Source organism: Xanthomonas sp. SS (assembly GCF_014236835.1).
Lineage (GTDB): Bacteria > Pseudomonadota > Gammaproteobacteria > Xanthomonadales > Xanthomonadaceae > Xanthomonas_A.
In genome coordinates this window covers 3,907,366-3,925,490 of sequence record NZ_CP051190.1, presented here as the reverse complement: position 1 = coordinate 3,925,490, position 18,125 = coordinate 3,907,366, and the positions used below count along the sequence as shown (strand labels likewise).

Here is an 18,125-nt window from a genome sequence, read left to right as displayed (position 1 = left end):
TACAGCCATCGCCCACCGATTCAGCACCCGGTTATGATTGCGGCGGTCGGGCGCGGCGCCCGGGAGAAGCGGAATGAGCGACGGTTTCGTGGCCTTGTACATCTTCATGCTGGCGGCCATCGCCGGGCATGTGATCATCTCGCGGGTGCCGGTGATCCTGCACACCCCGCTGATGTCCGGTTCCAACTTCATCCACGGCATCGTGCTGATCGGCGCGATGGTGGTGCTCGGCCATGCCGACACCACGCTGGAGAAGGCGGTGGGCTTCCTCGCGGTACTGCTCGGCGCCGGCAATGCCGCCGGCGGCTACGTGGTCACCGAGCGCATGCTGGAGATGTTCAAGTCCAGCAAGAAGCCGGAGTCCAAGCCGTGACCCTGACCACCGCCGAAGCACTGTCCTGGCTGGTGAAGGCCAGCTACCTGGTGGCCGCCACCCTGTTCCTGCTCGGCCTGCAGCGCATGGCCTCGCCCAAGACCGCGCGCAGCGGCATCCATTGGGCCGGGTTCGGCATGCTGCTGGCGACCGCGGCGACGTTCCTGCTGCCCGGCCTGCACAACCTGCCGCTGATCCTGCTGGCGATCGCGATCGGCACAGGTGCGGCCTGGATCTCGGCCAAGAAGGTCGCCATCACCGACATGCCGCAGATGGTCGCGCTGTACAACGGCATGGGCGGCGGTTCGGCCGCGGCGATCGGCGCGGTGGAACTGCTGCGCTTCTCGTTCCTGGCGCACCGCGACACCTCGCACTGGAGCGAGAGCGCGATCGCCGCGCTGGCCGCGCGCCAGCCCGACGCGACCACGCTGGCGCTGGCCATCGTCGGCTCGGCGATCGGCGCGATCTCGCTGTCCGGTTCGGTCATCGCCTGGGCCAAGCTCGACGGGCGGCTGGACAAGCGCGTCACCTTCCCCGGCCAACAGGCATTCAACCTGCTGGTGTTCGTGGCGATGCTGGGCCTGGGCGCGTGGGCCGCGATCGGACTCAGCCCGGTGGCGATCGTCGCCTTCTTCGCGGTGGCGCTGGCGCTTGGCGTGCTGATGACGCTGCCGATCGGCGGCGCCGACATGCCGGTGGTGATCTCGCTGTACAACGCCTTCACCGGCCTGGCGGTCGCATTCGAGGGTTACGTGCTGGGCAACGAGGCGCTGATCATCGCCGGCATGATGGTCGGCGCGGCCGGCATCCTGTTGACCCGACTGATGGCCAAGGCCATGAACCGGCCGATCAGCGGCGTGCTGTTCTCCAACTTCGGCGGCGGCGGCCAGGCGCAGGAGATCAGTGGCGCGCAAAAACCCATCGAGGCCGGCGACGTGGCGGCGATGATGGCCTATGCCGAACGCGTGGTGATCGTGCCCGGCTACGGCATGGCGGTGGCGCAGGCGCAGCACAAGATCTGGGAGCTGGCGCAGCGGCTGATCGAGCGCGGGGTCAAGGTCAAGTTCGCGATCCACCCGGTGGCCGGGCGCATGCCCGGGCACATGAACGTGCTGCTGGCCGAAGCCGGCGTGCCCTACGACCTGATCGCCGACATGGACGACATCAATCCCGAGTTCCCCAGCACCGACGTGTCGCTGGTGATCGGCGCCAACGACGTGGTCAACCCGGTGGCCAAGACCGATCCGGCCAGCCCGATCTACGGCATGCCGATCCTGGACGTGGTCAATTCCAAGAACGTGGTGGTGATCAAGCGCGGCAAGGGCACCGGCTTTGCCGGGATCGAGAACGCGCTGTTCTACGCCGACAACACGCGCATGCTGTACGGCGACGGCGCCGAGGCGGCCGGCGCGCTGGTCAGCGAATTGAAGGCGCTCGACAGCGGGCATTGAACCGGCGCCGGCGATCGGCGCGCATGGATGCTGTCGCGGCTGAAGCCGCTCCTACAGGGCTTGCCGGCTCCCTGTAGGAGCGGCTTCAGCCGCGACCACTCCCCTCAACGCGCGCTGAAGTAGGCCACGATCAGGCCAATGCCCAGCCACAGCACGTCGCCGGGGCGGTTGGCCAGCACGGTCAGCGTCCACGCGTAGCGCGCGCCCAGTTTCAGCGACGAATCCCAGGTATCCAGGCCCAGCCCGGCGCCCACGTGCGCGGCGGCGATGCCCCAGTTGGCGGCGACGATCACCAGCGCGGTGGCCAGCACCGCCACGGCGATGCGCAGCTTGCCGCGCGGCAGCGTGCCCAGGCGCAGCATCCAGGAAACCTCCAGCGCCACCAGCACCGCCATCCAGCCGGATTGATGGCCCAGGCTCAGCGCGACCAGCATCCAGGCGATCAGGGCGGTGAAACAGCCCAGGCAGAGCAGCAAGGGCCATAGCCAGTGCGAAGTCCTGGCCGGCGTGGAAGAGGGCGGCATGCGATGTTCCCGGAGAATCCGCACAGGATACCCTTCGCCGCGTTCCCCGCGCACTCGGATAAACTGGACGACTTGCACCGGCGGGGCCAGCCCCCATATCGCCCCCATGTACTCACGCAGCAGCGAACCTGTCCAATTCGAACGCGATTGCGCGGCGGTGATGGTGCCGCAAGGCGACGCGGTGACCCTGCCGGCCGGCAGTTACGGCTACATCACCCAGGCGCTGGGCGGCAGCTACACCGTGTTCGTCGAAGGCAACCTGTTCCGCATCGCCGGCAAGGACGGCGACGCGATCGGCAAGGAGCCGCCGCCGGGCCTGGACCTGCCGGAAGGTGCCGGCGACGAGCAGGTCGAGGCGCTGATCTGGCAACAGCTGCGCACCTGCTTCGATCCGGAGATCCCGTTCAACATCGTCGACCTGGGCCTGGTCTACGAAGTCGACGTGCAGCCGCGCGAGGACGGCCAGCGCATGGTCGAGGTGAAGATGACGCTGACCGCGCCGGGCTGCGGCATGGGCGACATCCTGGTCGACGACGTGCGCAGCAAGCTGGAGCTGATCCCGACCATCGCCGAGGCCGATGTCGAACTGGTGTTCGATCCGCCGTGGGGCCGGCATATGATGTCCGAGGCCGCGCGCCTCGAAACCGGCATGCTCTGACCCGCGCGACTGCGCGACCTGGGGCCGGGACAAGGCGCCGCCGCTGCGCTCGGATGATGCAGCGGCACGGCCGTCCCTCGACTACCACAGGAAACCCCGGTGTCCGCTACCGAGCCGTCTTCGCAGTTCCGCCTGATCCCGTCCACCACCGCGCGCAGCGCCGATGCGCGCGCGCAGATCCTCGCCGCGCCGGGCTTCGGCAACTACTTCACCGACCATATGGTCGCCATCGAATGGGAACGCGAGCAGGGCTGGCATGACGCCCAGGTCCGCGCCTACGGCCCGCTGGCGCTGGATCCGGCCGCCTCGGTGCTGCACTACGGCCAGGAGATCTTCGAGGGCATCAAGGCCTACCGTCATGCCGACGGCTCGATCTGGACCTTCCGCCCGGACGCCAACGGCAGGCGCCTGCAGCGCTCGGCGCAGCGCCTGGCGCTGCCGGAGCTGCCGGTGGAACTGTTCGTCGAATCGCTGCGCCAGCTGATCGCGGTCGATGCCGCGTGGGTGCCGTTGGCGCCGGAGACCAGCCTGTATTTCCGCCCCTTCATGATCGCCAACGAGGCGTTCCTGGGCGTGCGCGCGGCGCAGAAGGCCGGTTACTACGTCATCGCCAGCCCGGCCGGCGCCTACTTCGCCAAGGGCGTGGCGCCGGTGGCGATCTGGCTGTCCACCGACTACGCGCGCGCGGCCAAGGGCGGCACCGGCGCGGCCAAGTGCGGCGGCAACTACGCCGCCTCGCTGCTGCCGCAGCAGCAGGCGCAGGCGCAGGGCTGCTCGCAGGTGCTGTTCCTGGACCCGGTCGAGGGCAAGTACCTGGAAGAGCTGGGCGGCATGAACGTGTTCCTGGTGATGCGCGACGGCAGCCTGGTCACCCCGGCGCTGTCCGGCAGCATTCTCGAAGGCATCACCCGCGACAGCATCCTGCAGTTGGCGCGCGATCGCGGCATGGCCGTGGTCGAGCGCCAGGTGACCATCGACGAGTGGCGCGACGGCGTGGCCTCCGGAGCGATCGCCGAGATCTTCGCCTGCGGTACCGCCGCGGTGGTGACCCCGATCGGGCAGCTGAAGGGCAAGGATTTCGCGGTCGGCGACCTGACCGCACCGGCCGGCCCGGTGACCCTGTCGCTGCGCCAGGAACTGACCGACATCCAGTACGGCCGCGTGGCCGACCGCCACGGCTGGCTGCTGCGCCTGGGCTGAGCCCAGGCTTTCTTCTCGCCTGTCGGTACTACTGACGGGCGCCGAGCTGGGCGTGGCGCAGGCTGCGCCCAGCTTCCGATCCGCGGGGGCATCGTCCGTTCCCGGAGACGCCATGGGCGGCCCGTCAGGCCCGGCCCGGCAGATCGCTCGGCTCGCGCGTTCGCTCATCGCCGCGGCTTCCCCAATGCGCGCCGCGACCCGGTGCTACCGCTTCGCAGGCATTCGCTGGCCCTGCCGCTGTCCTGCAAGCCTGCTTCTGCGTACGGGAGGCTGTCCGCATTGGCGCGTGATCACGCCGCGCCGCGCAAAAATGTCCCAGGACTGTCTTCTTGAGCCATCGGCGTTGCCGTCGCGTCGCAAAAAGCCGAAGCGAAGTCTGCCTTTATGTTGACCATCGTCACGCTTATGGGTTTTGGACGATAAGAATTCGGTCCATACGCGTCTGTATTGGGATAGCGTCGGATGAACGGCTGGCAACAGGGGGCCGGCCTGGGAGTCGCGCCGCATTCGGATTCAGTGCCTGTTTAGGCATCCGCAGCGCGAAAAATCGCCGTCAGGTGGCAATCAACGAAAAGGAAGTTCCGAATGTCCGAAATTTCGCAACGTGGTTCGCGCCAGCGTCCTTGGCTGATCGTGCTGGGAGCGTCCGCATTGACTTCGCTGTTGCTGGCGACACCGGCATTCGCCGGCGACGTCAACCTCTCCGGTCTGACCGCCGAGCCGACCGTGCAACGTTTCATCGTCCAGACCCGCGATGCGGCCCCTGTCGGCACCGCAAGTGCCGCCGCCGCCGCCTCGCCATCGCTGCGCGCGACGCTGCAATCCGTGGCCGCGGCGATGCCGGCCAAGAACGGCCGTGCGCTGGGGCTGACCAGCCTGCGCCGCCTGGCGATTGGCCCGGAAGTGATCCAGGCCAGTCGGGCGCTTGACCACGCCGAGGCCGAGGCGCTGATGCGCCAGCTGGCCGCCGATCCGAACGTGGTATACGTCGAACCTGACATGCGCGTACAGATCGCGCTGACCCCGAACGATCCCAGCCTGTCCAACCAGTGGGCCTTCGGCACCACCACCGCCGGCATCAACGTCCGTCCGGCCTGGGACCAGGCCACCGGCACCGGCGTGGTCGTGGCAGTGATCGACACCGGCATCACCAGCCACCCGGACCTCAACGCCAACGTCCTGCCCGGCTACGATTTCATCAGCGTCGCGGCCGACGCGCGCGACGGCAACGGCCGCGACAGCAATCCGGCCGACGAAGGCGATTGGGCCGCGGCCAACGAGTGCTACTCCGGTTCGCCGGCGTCCAATTCCAGCTGGCATGGCACCCACGTGGCCGGCACCATCGCCGCGTTGACCAACAACAGCACCGGTGTGGCCGGTACCGCCTTCAATGCCAAGATCCTGCCGGTGCGCGTGCTCGGCAAGTGCGGCGGCTACACCTCCGACATCGCCGACGCGATCACCTGGGCCTCCGGCGGCACCGTCAGCGGCGTGCCGGCCAACACCACCCCGGCCGAAGTGATCAACATGTCGCTGGGCGGCAGCGGTACCTGCTCGACCACCTACCAGAACGCGATCAACGGCGCGGTCGGTCGCGGCACCACGGTGGTGGTGGCGGCCGGCAACAGCTCGGCCAACGTCTCCACCTCGGTGCCGGCCAACTGCGCCAACGTGATCGCGGTAGCCGCGACCACCTCCTCGCGGGCCAAGGCCAGCTACTCGAACTATGGCACCGGCATCGACATCTCCGCGCCGGGCTCGAGCATCCAGTCCACGCTCAACTCCGGGACCACCACGCCGGGCAGCGCCAGTTACGCGTCCTACAACGGCACCTCGATGGCGGCGCCGCACGTGGCCGGCGTGGTCGCGCTGATGCAGTCGGTCGCCTCGACCCCGCTGACCCCGGCGCAGGTGGAGAGCACCATCAAGAGCACCGCGGCCAGCTTCTCCTGCTCGCAGGGCTGCGGCGCCGGTCTGCTCGACGCCAACGCCGCGGTGACAGCTGCGCTGGGCGGCGGCACCACCACGCCTCCCACCGGCAACACGCTGCAGGACGGCGTGCCGGTCACCGGGCTCGGCGCCAGCAGCGGCTCGGAGCTGAACTACACCGTGACCGTGCCGTCCGGGGTCAGTTCGCTGACCGTCACCATCTCCGGCGGCAGCGGCGACGCGGATCTGTACGTGCGGCTGGGCAGCGCGCCGACCGACAGCACCTATGGATGCCGTCCGTATCTCAACGGCAACAACGAGACCTGCACCTTCAACGCGCCCAGCGCCGGCACCTATTACGTGCGGCTCAAGGCGTACAGCACGTTCTCGGGCGTCACCCTGACCGCGAACTACTGATCCCGCCCGCTGTGCGGCGTGCGCCTGTATGGCCGCGCCGCGCAGGCATCGGCAACCGCACGCAGCGGCAGGGCAGGACGCCCTGGACGTTGCGGACACGACAGCCCCGCGCCTCGGCGCGGGGCTTTTTTGTTGTCGTGGGTTCCGATCCGCGCGCTGGTTGCGCAGTTGCCGGTGGTCGAAGTGGGGCGCAGGCATGGCGGCCCTTTTCGCTTGCGTTGGCTACCTGCCGCCATGCCGCTGCGGATGCGGTCGACGCAGCCGCTGCTGCATTCTTAGCGCGTGCTATGCCGCCCACGCCGTTGCCGCGGCTGACGTGTCACTCGCACAGATCGCAGGCGCGCGCCTGCAGCACGTCCAGCATCTGCTCAGCGGCGATTTCGACCAGCAGTCCACGCTGCCCGGCGTTGAACCACACGCTGCCCGGGGCCAGCGCCGATTGCTCGATCAGCACCGGCGCCGGCCGCTGCTGGCCCAGCGGACTGATGCCGCCGACCTTGTAGCCGCTGCGGCGCTCGGCCTCGGCCACTTCCATCATCCGCGCGGCTTTGCCGGCGCCGGCCGCAGCGAGCTTCTTCAGCTGCACACGGCGATCGGACGGCACCACCACGCACACGGCGTTGCTGTCGATCCAGGCCATCAGGCTCTTCAGCACCCGCGCCGGCGGCAGGCCGAGCGCCTGCGCCGCCTGCAGGCCCTTGGCGCCGGCTTCGGCTTCGTAGTCGTAGGGATGCAGGCGATAGGCGACGCCGGCCGCATCCAATGCCCGGGTTGCGCGGGTGGCCTTGGACATCGCGGTTCAGACCGGCTCGAAGCGGTTCGCGGCCACGTTCTTGCGCACCTTCTGCGGGTCCCAGATCTGCCCGTTCATGGCGATGTAGACCCCGGCCGGCAGCGACTGCACCGCGCCGACCGCGCAGCCGATGTTGAATTCGGCATCGGAGCCGCGGAACCGCGCCGGGTTCAGCGCGCCGGTCATCACGATGGTCTTGTCCGGGATCGTCTGCAGCACCTTGCCGGTCTGCACCATCGAGTCGGTGCCGTGGGTGAGCAGCACGTGGCGCGCGGACTGCGCGGCGACGGTGGCGCGGATCAGCTCGCGGTCCTCGTCGGTGATGTGCAGCGAGTCCTTGCGGATGATCGGGATCACGCTGAAGCGGAAGGTCACGCCCAGTTCCTTGAGGATCTGGCCGATCTGCGGATCGCCGATCTGGTAGTCGGACTTGTCGTCGAAATAGATCTTGTCGATCGTGCCGCCGGTGGTGACGATCAGGAGTTCTTCCATTGCCGGTTCCTAGAGCATGACGGGGCGCGGCCGCGGTCGCGCAGGGCCGCCATGATACCGGCAGGCCGGCGGCGGCCGCTCAGGGCGTGCCGTCGCCGGACGCTTTGGCGCCGCGCTTGCGCGCGAAACGCGCGCGAATGCCCGGCGCGCTGGACAGGCCGATCGCCAGCAACGCCAGCAGCAGTTCGGCCCAGGCGTAGGCGCGCTGCGGCGGATGGCTCCAGGCGGCCATCACCCCGTGGCTGAACCAGAACAGCCCGAACACGCCGGCCCAGAAGCGCGCCACCGCCGAGCCGCGCAGCACGCCGATCGCCAGCAGCAACGGCGGCAGTGCGAACACCAGCAGCGCGGCGAGGCGGTGGCGGTCGTCGTGGAACCAGGCCGCGTACAACAGCGCCAGTACCAGCAGCGTGGCGGCCAGCGCGTAACGCAGGCGGGCGGTGCTCATGGCGCCGCCAAGCGTTGCGCGATGCCGGCCAGGCGCCGGCCCAGCGCGCGCGCCAGCTGCGCTTCTTCCTCGCTGGGTTGCGGGTCGTCGTCGGCACCGGCGACGTGGCTGGCGCCGTACGGGGTGCCGCCGCTGCGGGTGCTGCTGAGCAGCGGTTCGGTATAGGGAATGCCGACGATCACGCAGCCGTGGTGCAGCAGCGGCAGGTGCATCGACAGCAGCGTGGCTTCCTGGCCGCCGTGCAGCGAGGCGGTGGAGGTGAACACCGCCGCCGGCTTGCCGGCCAGGGTGGCGCTGGCCCATTCGGCGCCGAGCCCGTCGATGAAGTGCTTGACCGGCGCGGCCATGTTGCCGAAGCGGGTCGGGCTGCCCAGGGCCAGGCCGACGCAGTCGCGCAGATCGCTGGCGTCCACGTACGGCGCGCCGCTGTCGGGCACCGGCGGCGCGCTGGCCTGGGTGACCGCGGCCACCGGCGGCACCGTGCGCAGGCGCGCGGCCATGCCGGGCACTTCGCCGACGCCGCGCGCGATCTGCCGCGCCAGGCGCGCCACCGAACCGCCACGGCTGTAGTACAGGACCAGGATCTCGGCCATGCGGCCCTCGCTTGCTTGCACCAGAACGGCCGCCAGTATCGGCGATGCCGGCATCCGTGCGCATCGGGTACCCTTGCCCGATGCAGCCTTTGGACACGGTCAATCTCTGGACGGAGCGGGTGCGCGACCGCGCGCGGATGCGCAGCTTCGCCGGGTTCCTGTGGCGGCGCTTCCTCGACGACCGCCTGTTCCAGGCCGCCGCCTCGCTGGCCTACACCACGATCTTCGCGCTGGTGCCGCTGGCGATGGTGGTGTTCGGCGTGCTCTCGGCGTTCCCGGTGTTCGACAAGTGGAGCGACCAGCTCAGCGACTACATCTTCTCCAACTTCGTGCCGGCCGCAGCGCGTTCGGTGGAGGCCTATCTGCGCCAGTTCTCGGCCAGCGCCGGGCAGCTGACCAGCGCCGGCACGATCGCGCTGATGGTGTCGCTGCTGATCACCTTGAACAGCGTCGAGCAGACCTTCAACCGGATCTGGCGGGTGGTCTCGGCGCGGCCGCGGCTGACCCGCTTCCTGGTGTACTGGACGGTGCTGACCCTGGGCGCGCTGCTGGCCGCGGCGTCGCTGGCGGCGTCGGCGCGGTTCTTCGCGCTGCCGCTGTTCCGCACCAGCGAAGGCCGGCTGCTGGCGCAGATGGCGCTGGGCCTGGCGCCGGTGCTGATCGAGTTCGTCTGCATCACCCTGGTGTACCGCGTGGTGCCGCATCACACGGTCAAGCTGCGTCACGCGGTGCCCGGCGCGCTGCTGGCGGTGGCCCTGCTGGAGCTGGTGAAGTGGGGGCTGAGCCTGTATCTGGGCAGCTTCCAGTCCTACCAGCGCATCTACGGCACGGTCGCGTTCGTGCCGATCTTCCTGCTGTGGACCTACCTGAGCTGGATCGGGATCCTGCTCGGGGCCTCGCTGGCGTCCTCGATCGCCGCCTTCCGCTACCAGCCGGCGTCGATGCGGCTGCCGGCCGGCTACGAGATCTACGGCCTGCTGCGCCTGCTCGGGCGCTTCGCGCAGGCGCGCAAGGACGGCCATGGCCTGCAGGAAGATCAGATCCTGCAGCTGGAGCCGATGCTGACCGATTCGCTGGTGCAGGAACTGCTGTGCGAACTGGAGCGCAGCCGCCTGCTCAGCCGCGTCGAGCATGGCGAATGGCTGCTGGCGCGCGACCTGGCCGACGTGCCGCTGACCGAACTCTACGAAAACTGCCAGCTGCGCATCCCGATCGCCGAAGCCTACCTGCCGTGCCGCGACGACGCGCTGGGGCAGGCGGCGTGGCGCGCGCTGGACGAATTGCGCATGCCGCTGCGCGACGTGCTGAAACGTCGCGTCGGCGATCTTTACACCGATATCGGAGACCTCGCATGACCCCGCGCATCCTGTTCCCGTTGTTCGCCGCTGCCGCGCTGCTGGCGGGCTGCGATCGGCATCCTTCGCCCGCCGATGGCGCTGCACCCGGCGCGCCTGCGCCCACGGCTCCCGCCGCCCCGGCGGCGCCTGCCGGACCCGCTGCACCGAACGCGCCCGCCGCTGGCGAAGGAGCGAACGTGGTGCAGGAAACCCGGCCGCAGCCGACGTTGAAGGTGAAGGCGGTGGACGGCAGCGACTACGACCTGGCCGCGCATCGCGGGCAGTGGGTGGTGGTGAACTTCTGGGCCACCTGGTGCGCGCCGTGCCTGAAGGAAATGCCGGAGCTGTCGGCGTTGCACGTGATGCGCGACAACATCGAAGTGGTGGGCCTGGCCTACGAGGACATCGAGCCGGCGGAGATGCAGGCGTTCCTGAAGGACCATCCGGTGGCCTACCCGGTGGCGATCCTCGACACCTACGCGCCGCCGGCCGATTTCGCGACCCCGCGCGGGTTGCCGATGACCTATCTGATCGCCCCGGACGGCAAGGTCGCCAAGCAGTTCCTGGGGCCGGTCAATGCGCACGACATCGAGGCGGCGATCGCCGCGGCCGGCGGCAAGGTCGCTGGCCAGGCGAAGGCCGCCGGCTGATGGCGGCGGCCCGCTTCCTGGTCGCCGGCCGGGTGCAGGGCGTGTATTTCCGCGCCTCCACCCGCGAACGCGCGCTGGCCTTGGGGCTGGATGGATACGCGCGGAATCTGGCTGATGGCCGCGTCGACGTCGTCGCCGCTGGCGAGGCCGCGGCGCTGGAGGCGCTGGCCGAATGGCTGCGGCACGGACCGCCGGCGGCGCGGGTCGAACAGGTGCTGCGCGAGCCATGGCCGGAGCCAGTGGCGGCGGGCTTCGCGATCGGGTGACATCGCGGAAATCCTGGCGGCCCGCTGTGGGAGGGATTTCAGTCCCGATGAGGTCTTACCGGTAGCGCGTCGGGACTGAAGTCCCTTCTACATAACCGCGTGCCGCTGCGGAAGGAGTCAATCCGATCGCGTCTTTGCGGAGAGATACGGTCGCGGCTGAAGCCGCTCCTACAGGAGACCGATGCACCGACGGTCGCGGGTGCACCATCGAATTCCCAATCCCTAATCCCCAATCCCGGCCTCAAACCGACGCGATAGGCTGCAACACGCCGAACTTTTCCTTGCGCGGTTTGTGCTTCAGCGGCGGCAGCTCCAGTTCCGGTTCCTGCAGCGGGGTGTCGGGCAACTGGTCGAGCAGATGTCGGATCAAGGTCAGGCGGCCGCGCTTCTGGTCGTTGAAATCGACCAGGGTCCACGGCGCCTGTTCGCGGTGGGTGGCGTCCAGCATCGCCTCGCGGGCGCGGGTGTATTCGGCGTACTGGGCGCGCGACTGCAGGTCCACCGGCGACAGCTTCCAGCCCTTCAGCGGATCGTGCAGGCGTTCGGCGAAGCGCTTCTCCTGCTGGTCCTGGTCCACGCACAACCAGTATTTGAACAGGCGGATGCCGTCGTCGACCAGCAACTGCTCGAACAGCGGCGCCTGGCGCAGGAAGGCCTGGTATTGCGCGTCGCTGCAATAGCCCATGACCCGCTCCACGCCGGCGCGGTTGTACCAACTGCGGTCCATCAGCACGATCTCGCCGGCGGCCGGCAGGTGCGCGACGTGACGCTGGAAATACCACTGCGTGCTTTCGCGGTCGGTCGGCTTGGGCAGCGCCACCACCCGGCACTGGCGCGGGTTCAGATGTTCGGCGATGGCCTGGATCGCGCCGCCCTTGCCGGCGGTGTCGCGGCCTTCGAACAGCACCAGCACGCGTTCGCCGCTGTGCTGCAGCGCCTGCGCCAGCGCCGCCAGTTCCAGTTGCAGCGGTTGCATCAATGCCTGGTACTGCTTGCGTTTGAGTTTGCTCATTTGCTGCGTCTCGTGCGGGTGCCGGCCATGCTGCGCGCCACTTCCAGCAGCGCGCCCTGCTGGCGGCTGTCGAGCGTGCGATAGGCCTGCAATAGATCGTGTTCGCCGCGGGTGCGGGCCGGGTCGAGTTGGCTGGCCAGTTCGCCGAGCAGCGCGCCGGCGGGAACGCCGAACGCGCGCGCCAGCGCATTGAGCTGGTCGCGGCCGGGCATCTTTTCGCCGGCCAGCCAGGCCTTGACCGTGGCGGCGCCGGCGCGCGGGATGGCGGCGGCGATGTCCGCCGCGGTCATGCCGCTGGCTTTGGCCAGCAGGCGCAGGGTGGTGTCCAGTGACATGCGCGGTTCCAGGTCATTCCTTCAGGCGTGGGCGCAGCGTGGCCAGGTTGCACGGCCGGGTGCGCGCGTCGAGCTGCGCGGCGACGATCCTTTCCCAGGCGGTGCGGCAGGCCGAGGTCGAGCCGGGCAGGCAGAACACGAAGGTGGCGTTGGCCAGGCCGGCGAAGGCGCGCGACTGCAGCGAGGAAGTGCCGATCTCCTCGAAGCTGATCGCGCGGAACAGTTCGCCGAAGCCGGGCATCTGCTTGTCCAGTAGCGGCAGCAGCGCCTCGGGGGTGGAGTCGCGGCCGGTGAAGCCGGTGCCACCGGTGACCAGGATGCCGTCGACCTGCGGGTCGGCGATCCACGCCGAGACCACCGCGCGCATCCGGTAACGGTCGTCGGGCAGCAGCTCGCGCGCGTACAGGCGATGGCCGGCCTCGCCGAGCACCGATACCAGGTAATCGCCGGAACTGTCTTCGGCCAGGCTGCGCGTGTCCGAGACGGTCAATACGCACAGGTTCAACGCGATGAAATCGGCTTTGGCGCTCATGCCCGAAGCCTAGCGGCTCGCCCGGTCGGCGTATAGCCTGCCGGCACGCTTCGGCAGCATCCGTACAGGCGCCATCGCAGAACAACCGCGATGCCGGTTCAGGCGGGTGCGTGCGCGGGCTGCGTCGGGGCGCCGGATAGGCTCAGCGCGCGCGGCCGGTAACGGGTCACGCTGGCCGCGGGATGGGACGCCAGGGGCAGGCGCTCGGGTTCGCGCTGCAAGGCGCGACGCTGTGCGTCGGCGCTGCTCCATTCGGCATAGTCGAGCAGGCTGCGGCCATCGTCGGACAGGTGCAGGTGCGAGGCGATCAGCCCGCGCAGCGCGTGCGCGCCGTCTTGCAGCGCGGCGAACGCGGCGTTGGCGTGGCGCTGCGCCTGCGCGGCATCGCGGGTCGCCAGCCTGGTGACCACGACGCAGCCGGGCGCGCGCTGCGGATCGGATACTCCGCTGCGGATGCGCCGATAACGGCGCAGCGTCAGCCGCGGCGCCGGCGCGCGCGGGCGCAAGCTGTGGCCGAGCGGCGTAGTGTCGTCGTAGCAACATTGCGCGTACAGCAGGTCTGGCGCGGCGCTCAACGCTTCCAGCCAGGCCAGGGCATGCAGACCGGTGCCGGGGTTGGCGTGCAAGCGTGCGAGCAGCGTCGCGCAGACCGGTGCCGAAGCATGGGCGACCAGGACGCTGCGTGCATGCGGGGAGGTGAGGTCGGGCGACAGTCGGGATGGCATCGGGGCGTGCGCGAACGGAAGGCGCGCAGTGTCGAACCTCAACCGTGCTTCAGGTCAAGCGTGTTTCTGCATGACGGGCGCTTCAACAGGTGCAACGATGTGCGTGTCTTCAAGCCGCGGTTGGCTGTTGCTCGCGCTGCGCTGAAGAATTGCGGCCGCCGACGCATGCAATCTGTCGGGAGGTTTGGTCTGGATGCGAACGCATCCGTTCGCTGCGCCAGGTGCAGGTGCCGCCGCGGCCGGGCGATTTACGAGCTACTGCGGACCGCCCCAGCCATGCCGGCGCGCGGTATCGCGCAACAGGTCGGCGAAGTCCGCAGCGAAGCCTTGCATGTCGAACAGACCGGCGCTGGCGCGGCGCTGCTGCAGCGTGTCGCGCAGTGCACGCAGCGCCGCCGGATCGCGGCCCAGCTGTACCGCCTTGGCAATGAAGGCATCGTCGTCGGCGACGTTCATCGCGTCCATGCCCAGGTGATGGTTGAGACTGCCGGCCACGCGTGCGGCGAAGGTCATGCCGGGGCAGGTCAGCAGCGGGCAGCCGGCCCACAGCGCGTCGGAGGCGGTGGTGTGCGCGTTGTACGGATGCGTGTCCAGGAACAGGTCAGCATGCCGGTAGCGGGCCAGGTAGTCCGCGTGCGCGAGCTTGGGCATGAAGCGCAGCCGCGCCGGATCCACTTCGGCGCGCCGCGCGGCGTCGCGCAGCCGCGCATCGGCCTGGCCTGGTCCGGACAACAGCCACAGCACGCTGTCCGGGACCTGGCGCAGCACCGCCAGCATCCGCGCCATGCTGCGCGGGGTCAGCTTGTAGCTGTTGTTGAAGCAGCAGAACACCGTACCGTGCTCGGGCAGCCCGCAGTCGAGGCGCGATGGTGGCGTGCCGATGTGGCGGCTGTCGTCCGACGGCTGAAACGCGCGCGGCAGGCGCAGCACGCGCTCGCTGTAGTGCGTGGCCAGCGCATCGGGCAGCGCGAACGCATCGCCGATGACGTAGTCGATCCACGGCGCGCCGGAGGTGCCGGGGTAGGCCAGCCAGTTGATCTGCAGCGGTGCCGGACGCAGCGCCAGCACTTCCGGCGCACCGCCGCCGCCCCAGCCGCGCAGGTCGAACAGGATGTCGATGCCGGCCTCGCGAATGTCTTGCGCGATCGCCCGGTGCGGCTGCCCGGCGACGTCGTGCCAGGCATGCGCCGCGGCGCGCAGGCGCGTGCCGATTGCGCTGCCGTCGTCGCGGTTCAATGCGAACAATTGCACCTGCAGGTCGGCGTGCGCGCGCAACCGTTCGAACAACGCCACGGTCAGCAGCCCGGTGGGATGCGCGCCGAAGCCGTTGGACAGGAAGCCGACCTGCAAGGGGCCGGCGCGGCGCAGCGTTGCCGCCGGCAAGGGCGCCAGGGTCTGCGCCAAGGCAAGCGCACGGTTGCGCGCGCAGTGCAGCTGTTCGGCGGCAGTGGCGTCCTCGTTGAGGAAGGCGAACGGTTCGATCGCCGGATGGCCCTGGCGCACCGCGTCGCGCACCTGCTGCGACAGCGCGTCCAGCGCGCGCCAATCGCACAGCTTGCGCCGCCAGTTCAGCAGGTGCGCGGCGATCGACGGCTCCTGCGGCAGCAGCGCATGCGCGTGCGCATAGGCCTGCGCAGCGGCTTCGGCCTCGCCGTTGTCTTCCAGCGCATGGCCCAGCCACAGGGCGATGCCCGGATGCTGCGGCGCGTGCTGCAACGCCTGGCGCAACGCGGCGGCGGCCTCGGCGTGGCGGCCCTGGGTCCAGCGCACGCGGCCCAGCCGCGCCAGCGCTTCCGGATGCGCCGGGCGCAACTGCAACGCGCGCAGGGCGGCCTGCTCGCCGGCGGCGATCGCCCCGGCACCGAGTTCGGCGTCGGCCAGCATCACCCAGGCGATGAAATCCTGCGGATCGCGGCGCACCGCGTCCTGCAGTTGGCGCAGTTCGTCCAGCGCGCTGCCGCTCACGCGTGCACGGTGGCCGGCGCGTGCGCAGTGGCGCGGCGCACGCTCACGGGCTGTCGCTCAGCCGCGCCAGTTCGTCGACCTGGTGCTCATGGCTCAGCCGCTCGATCAGCGCGTCGAGGTCGCCTTCGATCACGTTCGGCAGGTCGTACAGGGTCAGGCCTTCGACCCGGTGGTCGGTGATGCGGCCCTGCGGGAAGCTGTAGGTGCGGATGCGCTGGCTGCGGTCGCCGCTGCCGACCTGCAGCTTGCGGTCCTGCGCCTCGGCCGCGGCCTGCTTGCTGCGCTCGGCGTCGAGCAACTGCGCCTTCAGCCGCTTCATCGCCTTGTCGCGGTTGGCGTGCTGGCTGCGCTCGGTCTGGCACTCGACCACCACCCCGCTGGGCACGTGGGTGATGCGGATCGCCGATTCGGTCTTGTTGACGTGCTGGCCGCCGGCGCCGGAGGAGCGGAACGTGTCCACCTTCAGGTCGGCCGGGTTGATCGCGATCTCTTCCACGTCGTCGGCTTCGGGGATGATCGCCACCGTCGCCGCCGAGGTGTGGATGCGGCCTTGCGACTCGGTCGCCGGCACCCGCTGCACGCGATGCGTGCCGGATTCGAATTTGAGCTTGGAGTAGGCGCCGCGGCCGACGATGCGCGCCACGATCTCCTTGTAGCCGCCGTGTTCGCCGGGGCTGTCCGATTCCACTTCCACCTTCCAGCCTTGGCGTTCGGCGTAGCGCGCGTACATGCGGAACAGATCGCCGGCGAAGATCGCCGCCTCGTCGCCGCCGGTGCCGGCGCGCACTTCCAGGAACAGGTTGCCGTCGTCGCGCGGATCGCGCGGCACCAGCAGCAGTGCCAGCTGTTCGTCCAGCGCGAGCAGACGCGCGTGGGCGGCGGCGATTTCCTCCTCGGCCAGTTCGCGCAGTTCCGGATCGCCGCGCATCGCCTCGGCCGCGGCCAGGTCGGCCTTGGCCGCGGCCTCGTCGGCCAGCGCGGCGGCGACCGGCTCCAGCTGCGCGAATTCGCGCGAGTAGTCGCGGAAGCGCGCGTTGTCGTTCACCACCTCGGGATCGGACAGCAGGCGTTCGAGTTCTTCGCGACGCTCGGCCAGCGCCTCCAGCTTACGGCGCAGGGTCGGTGTCATCGGTCTTCAGAATGGGATGGAAATAGCCCGGCTTTTCCGGGAACAGGCGCTCGGCGGCGCGGGCCAGCTCGGCATCGCCGCTCAGCGCCGCCTCGCGCAGCGCCGCGGTGGGCGGATGCAGCAGGCGGTTGGTCAGGGTGTTGGCGAGGAATTCCAGCACCTCGTCGGCCGGCTTGCCGTTGGCCAGCTGCTGCCGTGCCTTGGCCAGCACGTCGTCGCGGGTGCTGTCGCCGTGCGCGCGCAGGCGCTTGAGCGGCGCCTGGCGGGTGCTGGCCTGCAGCGTCTCGATGTAGCGCAGCACCTGCAGGTCGATGATCGCCTCGGCAGCCTCGGCCGCTTCGCGGCGGCCGCGGCGATTGTCCTCGACCGCGCGTTCCAGGTCGTCCACGGTGTACAGATAGGCATCGGCCAGCTCGGCCACGCCGGCCTCGATGTCGCGCGGCACCGCCAGGTCGAACAGCAGCATCGGTTTGTGCTTGCGCGCGCGCAGCGCCTGCTCGACCTGCGCGCGGGTCACCACCGGCTCGCGTGCGGCGGTGGCCGAGAACACCACGTCGGCTTCCTGCAGATGCCGCTCCAGCTCGCTCAGCGGCAGCGCCACGCCGCCATGCCGGCTGGCCAATTCCTGGGCGTGGGCGAGGGTGCGGTTGGCGATCAGCAGGCGCCGCACGCGGCCTTCGCTGAGGTGCTTGGCGGCCAGTTCGATGGTCTCGCCGGCGCCGACCAGCAGCACCGTCGATTCGCTGAGCCGGGCGAAGGAGTTCTGCGCCAGGCGCACCGCGGTGGAGGCCACCGAGACCGGATTGGCGCCGACCCGGGTGTCGGTGCGCGCGCGCTTGGCCACCGAGAAGGTCTGCTGGAACAGCCGGTCCAGGCGGTTGCCCATCGCCCCGTGCTCGCGCGCCAGCGCCCAGGCGTCCTTCACCTGGCCGAGGATCTGCGGCTCGCCCAGCACCATCGAGTCCAACCCGGTGGCGACGCGGAACAGATGCCGGACCGCATCGGCGTCCTGGTGCTGGTACAGGTAGCCGTGCAGGCCGGCCGCATGCGAATCCAGCCAGTCGGCCAGGCTCTGCGCGTCGTCGGCGATCGCGTACAGCTCGGTGCGGTTGCAGGTGGACAGCAGGGCGGCCTCGGCGACGTTGGGCAATGCGCGCAGCGATTGCAGCGCGCGCGGCAGCGCATCGCCGGCGAACGCCACCCGTTCGCGCAGGTCGACCGGCGCGGTCTGGTGGTTCAATCCGAGCACCCACAACGTCATCTGTTCAGTTGCTTGCGATAAGCTGCTGGCCATTC

20 protein-coding genes are annotated in these 18,125 nt (G+C 69.7%); 8 read left to right on the top strand and 12 right to left on the bottom strand.

The window, feature by feature from the left end:
• Positions 1-73 precede the first annotated feature (73 nt).
• The gene (locus HEP74_RS16450) at positions 74-373 is read left to right on the top strand and encodes an NAD(P) transhydrogenase subunit alpha part 2 (protein ID WP_185813769.1); all 300 of its coding nucleotides are present in this window, start codon (positions 74-76) and stop codon (positions 371-373) included.
• A complete protein-coding gene (locus tag HEP74_RS16445; protein WP_185813768.1) occupies positions 370-1,824 on the top strand; it encodes an NAD(P)(+) transhydrogenase (Re/Si-specific) subunit beta in 1,455 nt (484 codons plus the stop codon). Before HEP74_RS16450 ends, HEP74_RS16445 begins: the two co-directional genes overlap by 4 nt.
• Before the next feature lie 104 nt (positions 1,825-1,928).
• Here HEP74_RS16445 and HEP74_RS16440 read toward each other — a convergent pair whose 3' ends face one another.
• Positions 1,929-2,348 carry a hypothetical protein gene (locus HEP74_RS16440; RefSeq protein ID WP_185813767.1) on the bottom strand — a complete coding sequence of 140 codons (420 nt, stop codon included), beginning with the start codon at positions 2,346-2,348 and terminating at the stop codon, positions 1,929-1,931.
• A gap of 106 nt (positions 2,349-2,454) precedes the next feature.
• Here HEP74_RS16440 and sufT point away from each other — a divergent pair, with 106 nt between their 5' ends.
• From sufT to expR, 3 genes are all read left to right on the top strand, one after another.
• A complete protein-coding gene (sufT, locus tag HEP74_RS16435) occupies positions 2,455-3,006 on the top strand; it encodes a putative Fe-S cluster assembly protein SufT (RefSeq protein WP_185813766.1) in 552 nt (183 codons plus the stop codon).
• Between the two features lie 99 nt (positions 3,007-3,105).
• Positions 3,106-4,206, top strand: coding sequence for a branched-chain amino acid aminotransferase (locus HEP74_RS16430; protein WP_185813765.1), 1,101 nt, complete (start codon positions 3,106-3,108; stop codon positions 4,204-4,206).
• A gap of 585 nt (positions 4,207-4,791) precedes the next feature.
• Entirely contained in the window at positions 4,792-6,552 is a 1,761-nt protein-coding gene (expR, locus tag HEP74_RS16425) for a serine protease ExpR (RefSeq protein ID WP_185813764.1), read from the top strand.
• Between the two features lie 319 nt (positions 6,553-6,871).
• Here the strand turns inward: expR and ybaK are convergent, their stop codons facing one another.
• From ybaK to wrbA, 4 genes are all read right to left on the bottom strand, one after another.
• The gene (ybaK, locus tag HEP74_RS16420) at positions 6,872-7,345 is read right to left on the bottom strand and encodes a Cys-tRNA(Pro) deacylase (RefSeq protein ID WP_185813763.1); all 474 of its coding nucleotides are present in this window, start codon (positions 7,343-7,345) and stop codon (positions 6,872-6,874) included.
• 6 nt (positions 7,346-7,351) lie between these two features.
• Entirely contained in the window at positions 7,352-7,837 is a 486-nt protein-coding gene (locus HEP74_RS16415; protein WP_185813762.1) for an asparaginase domain-containing protein, read from the bottom strand.
• A gap of 79 nt (positions 7,838-7,916) precedes the next feature.
• On the bottom strand, positions 7,917-8,285 hold the full coding sequence (locus tag HEP74_RS16410) for a DUF2069 domain-containing protein (protein ID WP_185813761.1): 369 nt from the start codon (positions 8,283-8,285) through the stop codon (positions 7,917-7,919).
• On the bottom strand, positions 8,282-8,878 hold the full coding sequence (wrbA, locus tag HEP74_RS16405; protein WP_003472251.1) for an NAD(P)H:quinone oxidoreductase: 597 nt from the start codon (positions 8,876-8,878) through the stop codon (positions 8,282-8,284). Before wrbA ends, HEP74_RS16410 begins: the two co-directional genes overlap by 4 nt.
• A gap of 80 nt (positions 8,879-8,958) precedes the next feature.
• Between wrbA and HEP74_RS16400 the strand changes: the two genes are divergently transcribed.
• From HEP74_RS16400 to HEP74_RS16390, 3 genes are read left to right on the top strand one after another with little or no spacing between them, the layout of a single operon-like run.
• The gene (locus HEP74_RS16400) at positions 8,959-10,233 is read left to right on the top strand and encodes a YihY family inner membrane protein (protein ID WP_185813760.1); all 1,275 of its coding nucleotides are present in this window, start codon (positions 8,959-8,961) and stop codon (positions 10,231-10,233) included.
• A complete protein-coding gene (locus HEP74_RS16395; protein WP_343203491.1) occupies positions 10,230-10,865 on the top strand; it encodes a TlpA family protein disulfide reductase in 636 nt (211 codons plus the stop codon). The genes HEP74_RS16400 and HEP74_RS16395 overlap by 4 nt, the downstream gene beginning before the upstream one ends.
• Positions 10,865-11,131: an acylphosphatase gene (locus HEP74_RS16390; RefSeq protein WP_185813759.1), complete on the top strand. Its 267-nt coding sequence runs from the start codon at positions 10,865-10,867 to the stop codon at positions 11,129-11,131. The genes HEP74_RS16395 and HEP74_RS16390 overlap by 1 nt, the downstream gene beginning before the upstream one ends.
• Before the next feature lie 241 nt (positions 11,132-11,372).
• Here HEP74_RS16390 and ppk2 read toward each other — a convergent pair whose 3' ends face one another.
• From ppk2 to hemA, 7 genes are all read right to left on the bottom strand, one after another.
• Positions 11,373-12,143, bottom strand: a complete 771-nt coding sequence (ppk2, locus tag HEP74_RS16385; RefSeq protein WP_185813758.1) for a polyphosphate kinase 2 — start codon at positions 12,141-12,143, stop codon at positions 11,373-11,375.
• Complete coding sequence (locus HEP74_RS16380; protein ID WP_009607246.1) at positions 12,140-12,478, bottom strand: helix-turn-helix domain-containing protein; 339 nt, start codon at positions 12,476-12,478, stop codon at positions 12,140-12,142. The genes ppk2 and HEP74_RS16380 overlap by 4 nt, the downstream gene beginning before the upstream one ends.
• 13 nt (positions 12,479-12,491) lie before the next feature.
• Positions 12,492-13,010, bottom strand: a complete 519-nt coding sequence (moaB, locus tag HEP74_RS16375) for a molybdenum cofactor biosynthesis protein B (RefSeq protein WP_053841088.1) — start codon at positions 13,008-13,010, stop codon at positions 12,492-12,494.
• 98 nt (positions 13,011-13,108) lie between these two features.
• Positions 13,109-13,735, bottom strand: coding sequence for an antibiotic biosynthesis monooxygenase (locus HEP74_RS16370; protein ID WP_185813757.1), 627 nt, complete (start codon positions 13,733-13,735; stop codon positions 13,109-13,111).
• A gap of 255 nt (positions 13,736-13,990) precedes the next feature.
• Entirely contained in the window at positions 13,991-15,700 is a 1,710-nt protein-coding gene (locus HEP74_RS16365) for an O-linked N-acetylglucosamine transferase, SPINDLY family protein (protein ID WP_185813756.1), read from the bottom strand.
• 43 nt (positions 15,701-15,743) lie between these two features.
• Positions 15,744-16,829, bottom strand: coding sequence for a peptide chain release factor 1 (gene prfA / locus HEP74_RS16360; protein WP_185813755.1), 1,086 nt, complete (start codon positions 16,827-16,829; stop codon positions 15,744-15,746).
• The gene (gene hemA, locus HEP74_RS16355) at positions 16,807-18,090 is read right to left on the bottom strand and encodes a glutamyl-tRNA reductase (protein WP_185813754.1); all 1,284 of its coding nucleotides are present in this window, start codon (positions 18,088-18,090) and stop codon (positions 16,807-16,809) included. The genes prfA and hemA overlap by 23 nt, the downstream gene beginning before the upstream one ends.
• Positions 18,091-18,125 lie beyond the last annotated feature (35 nt).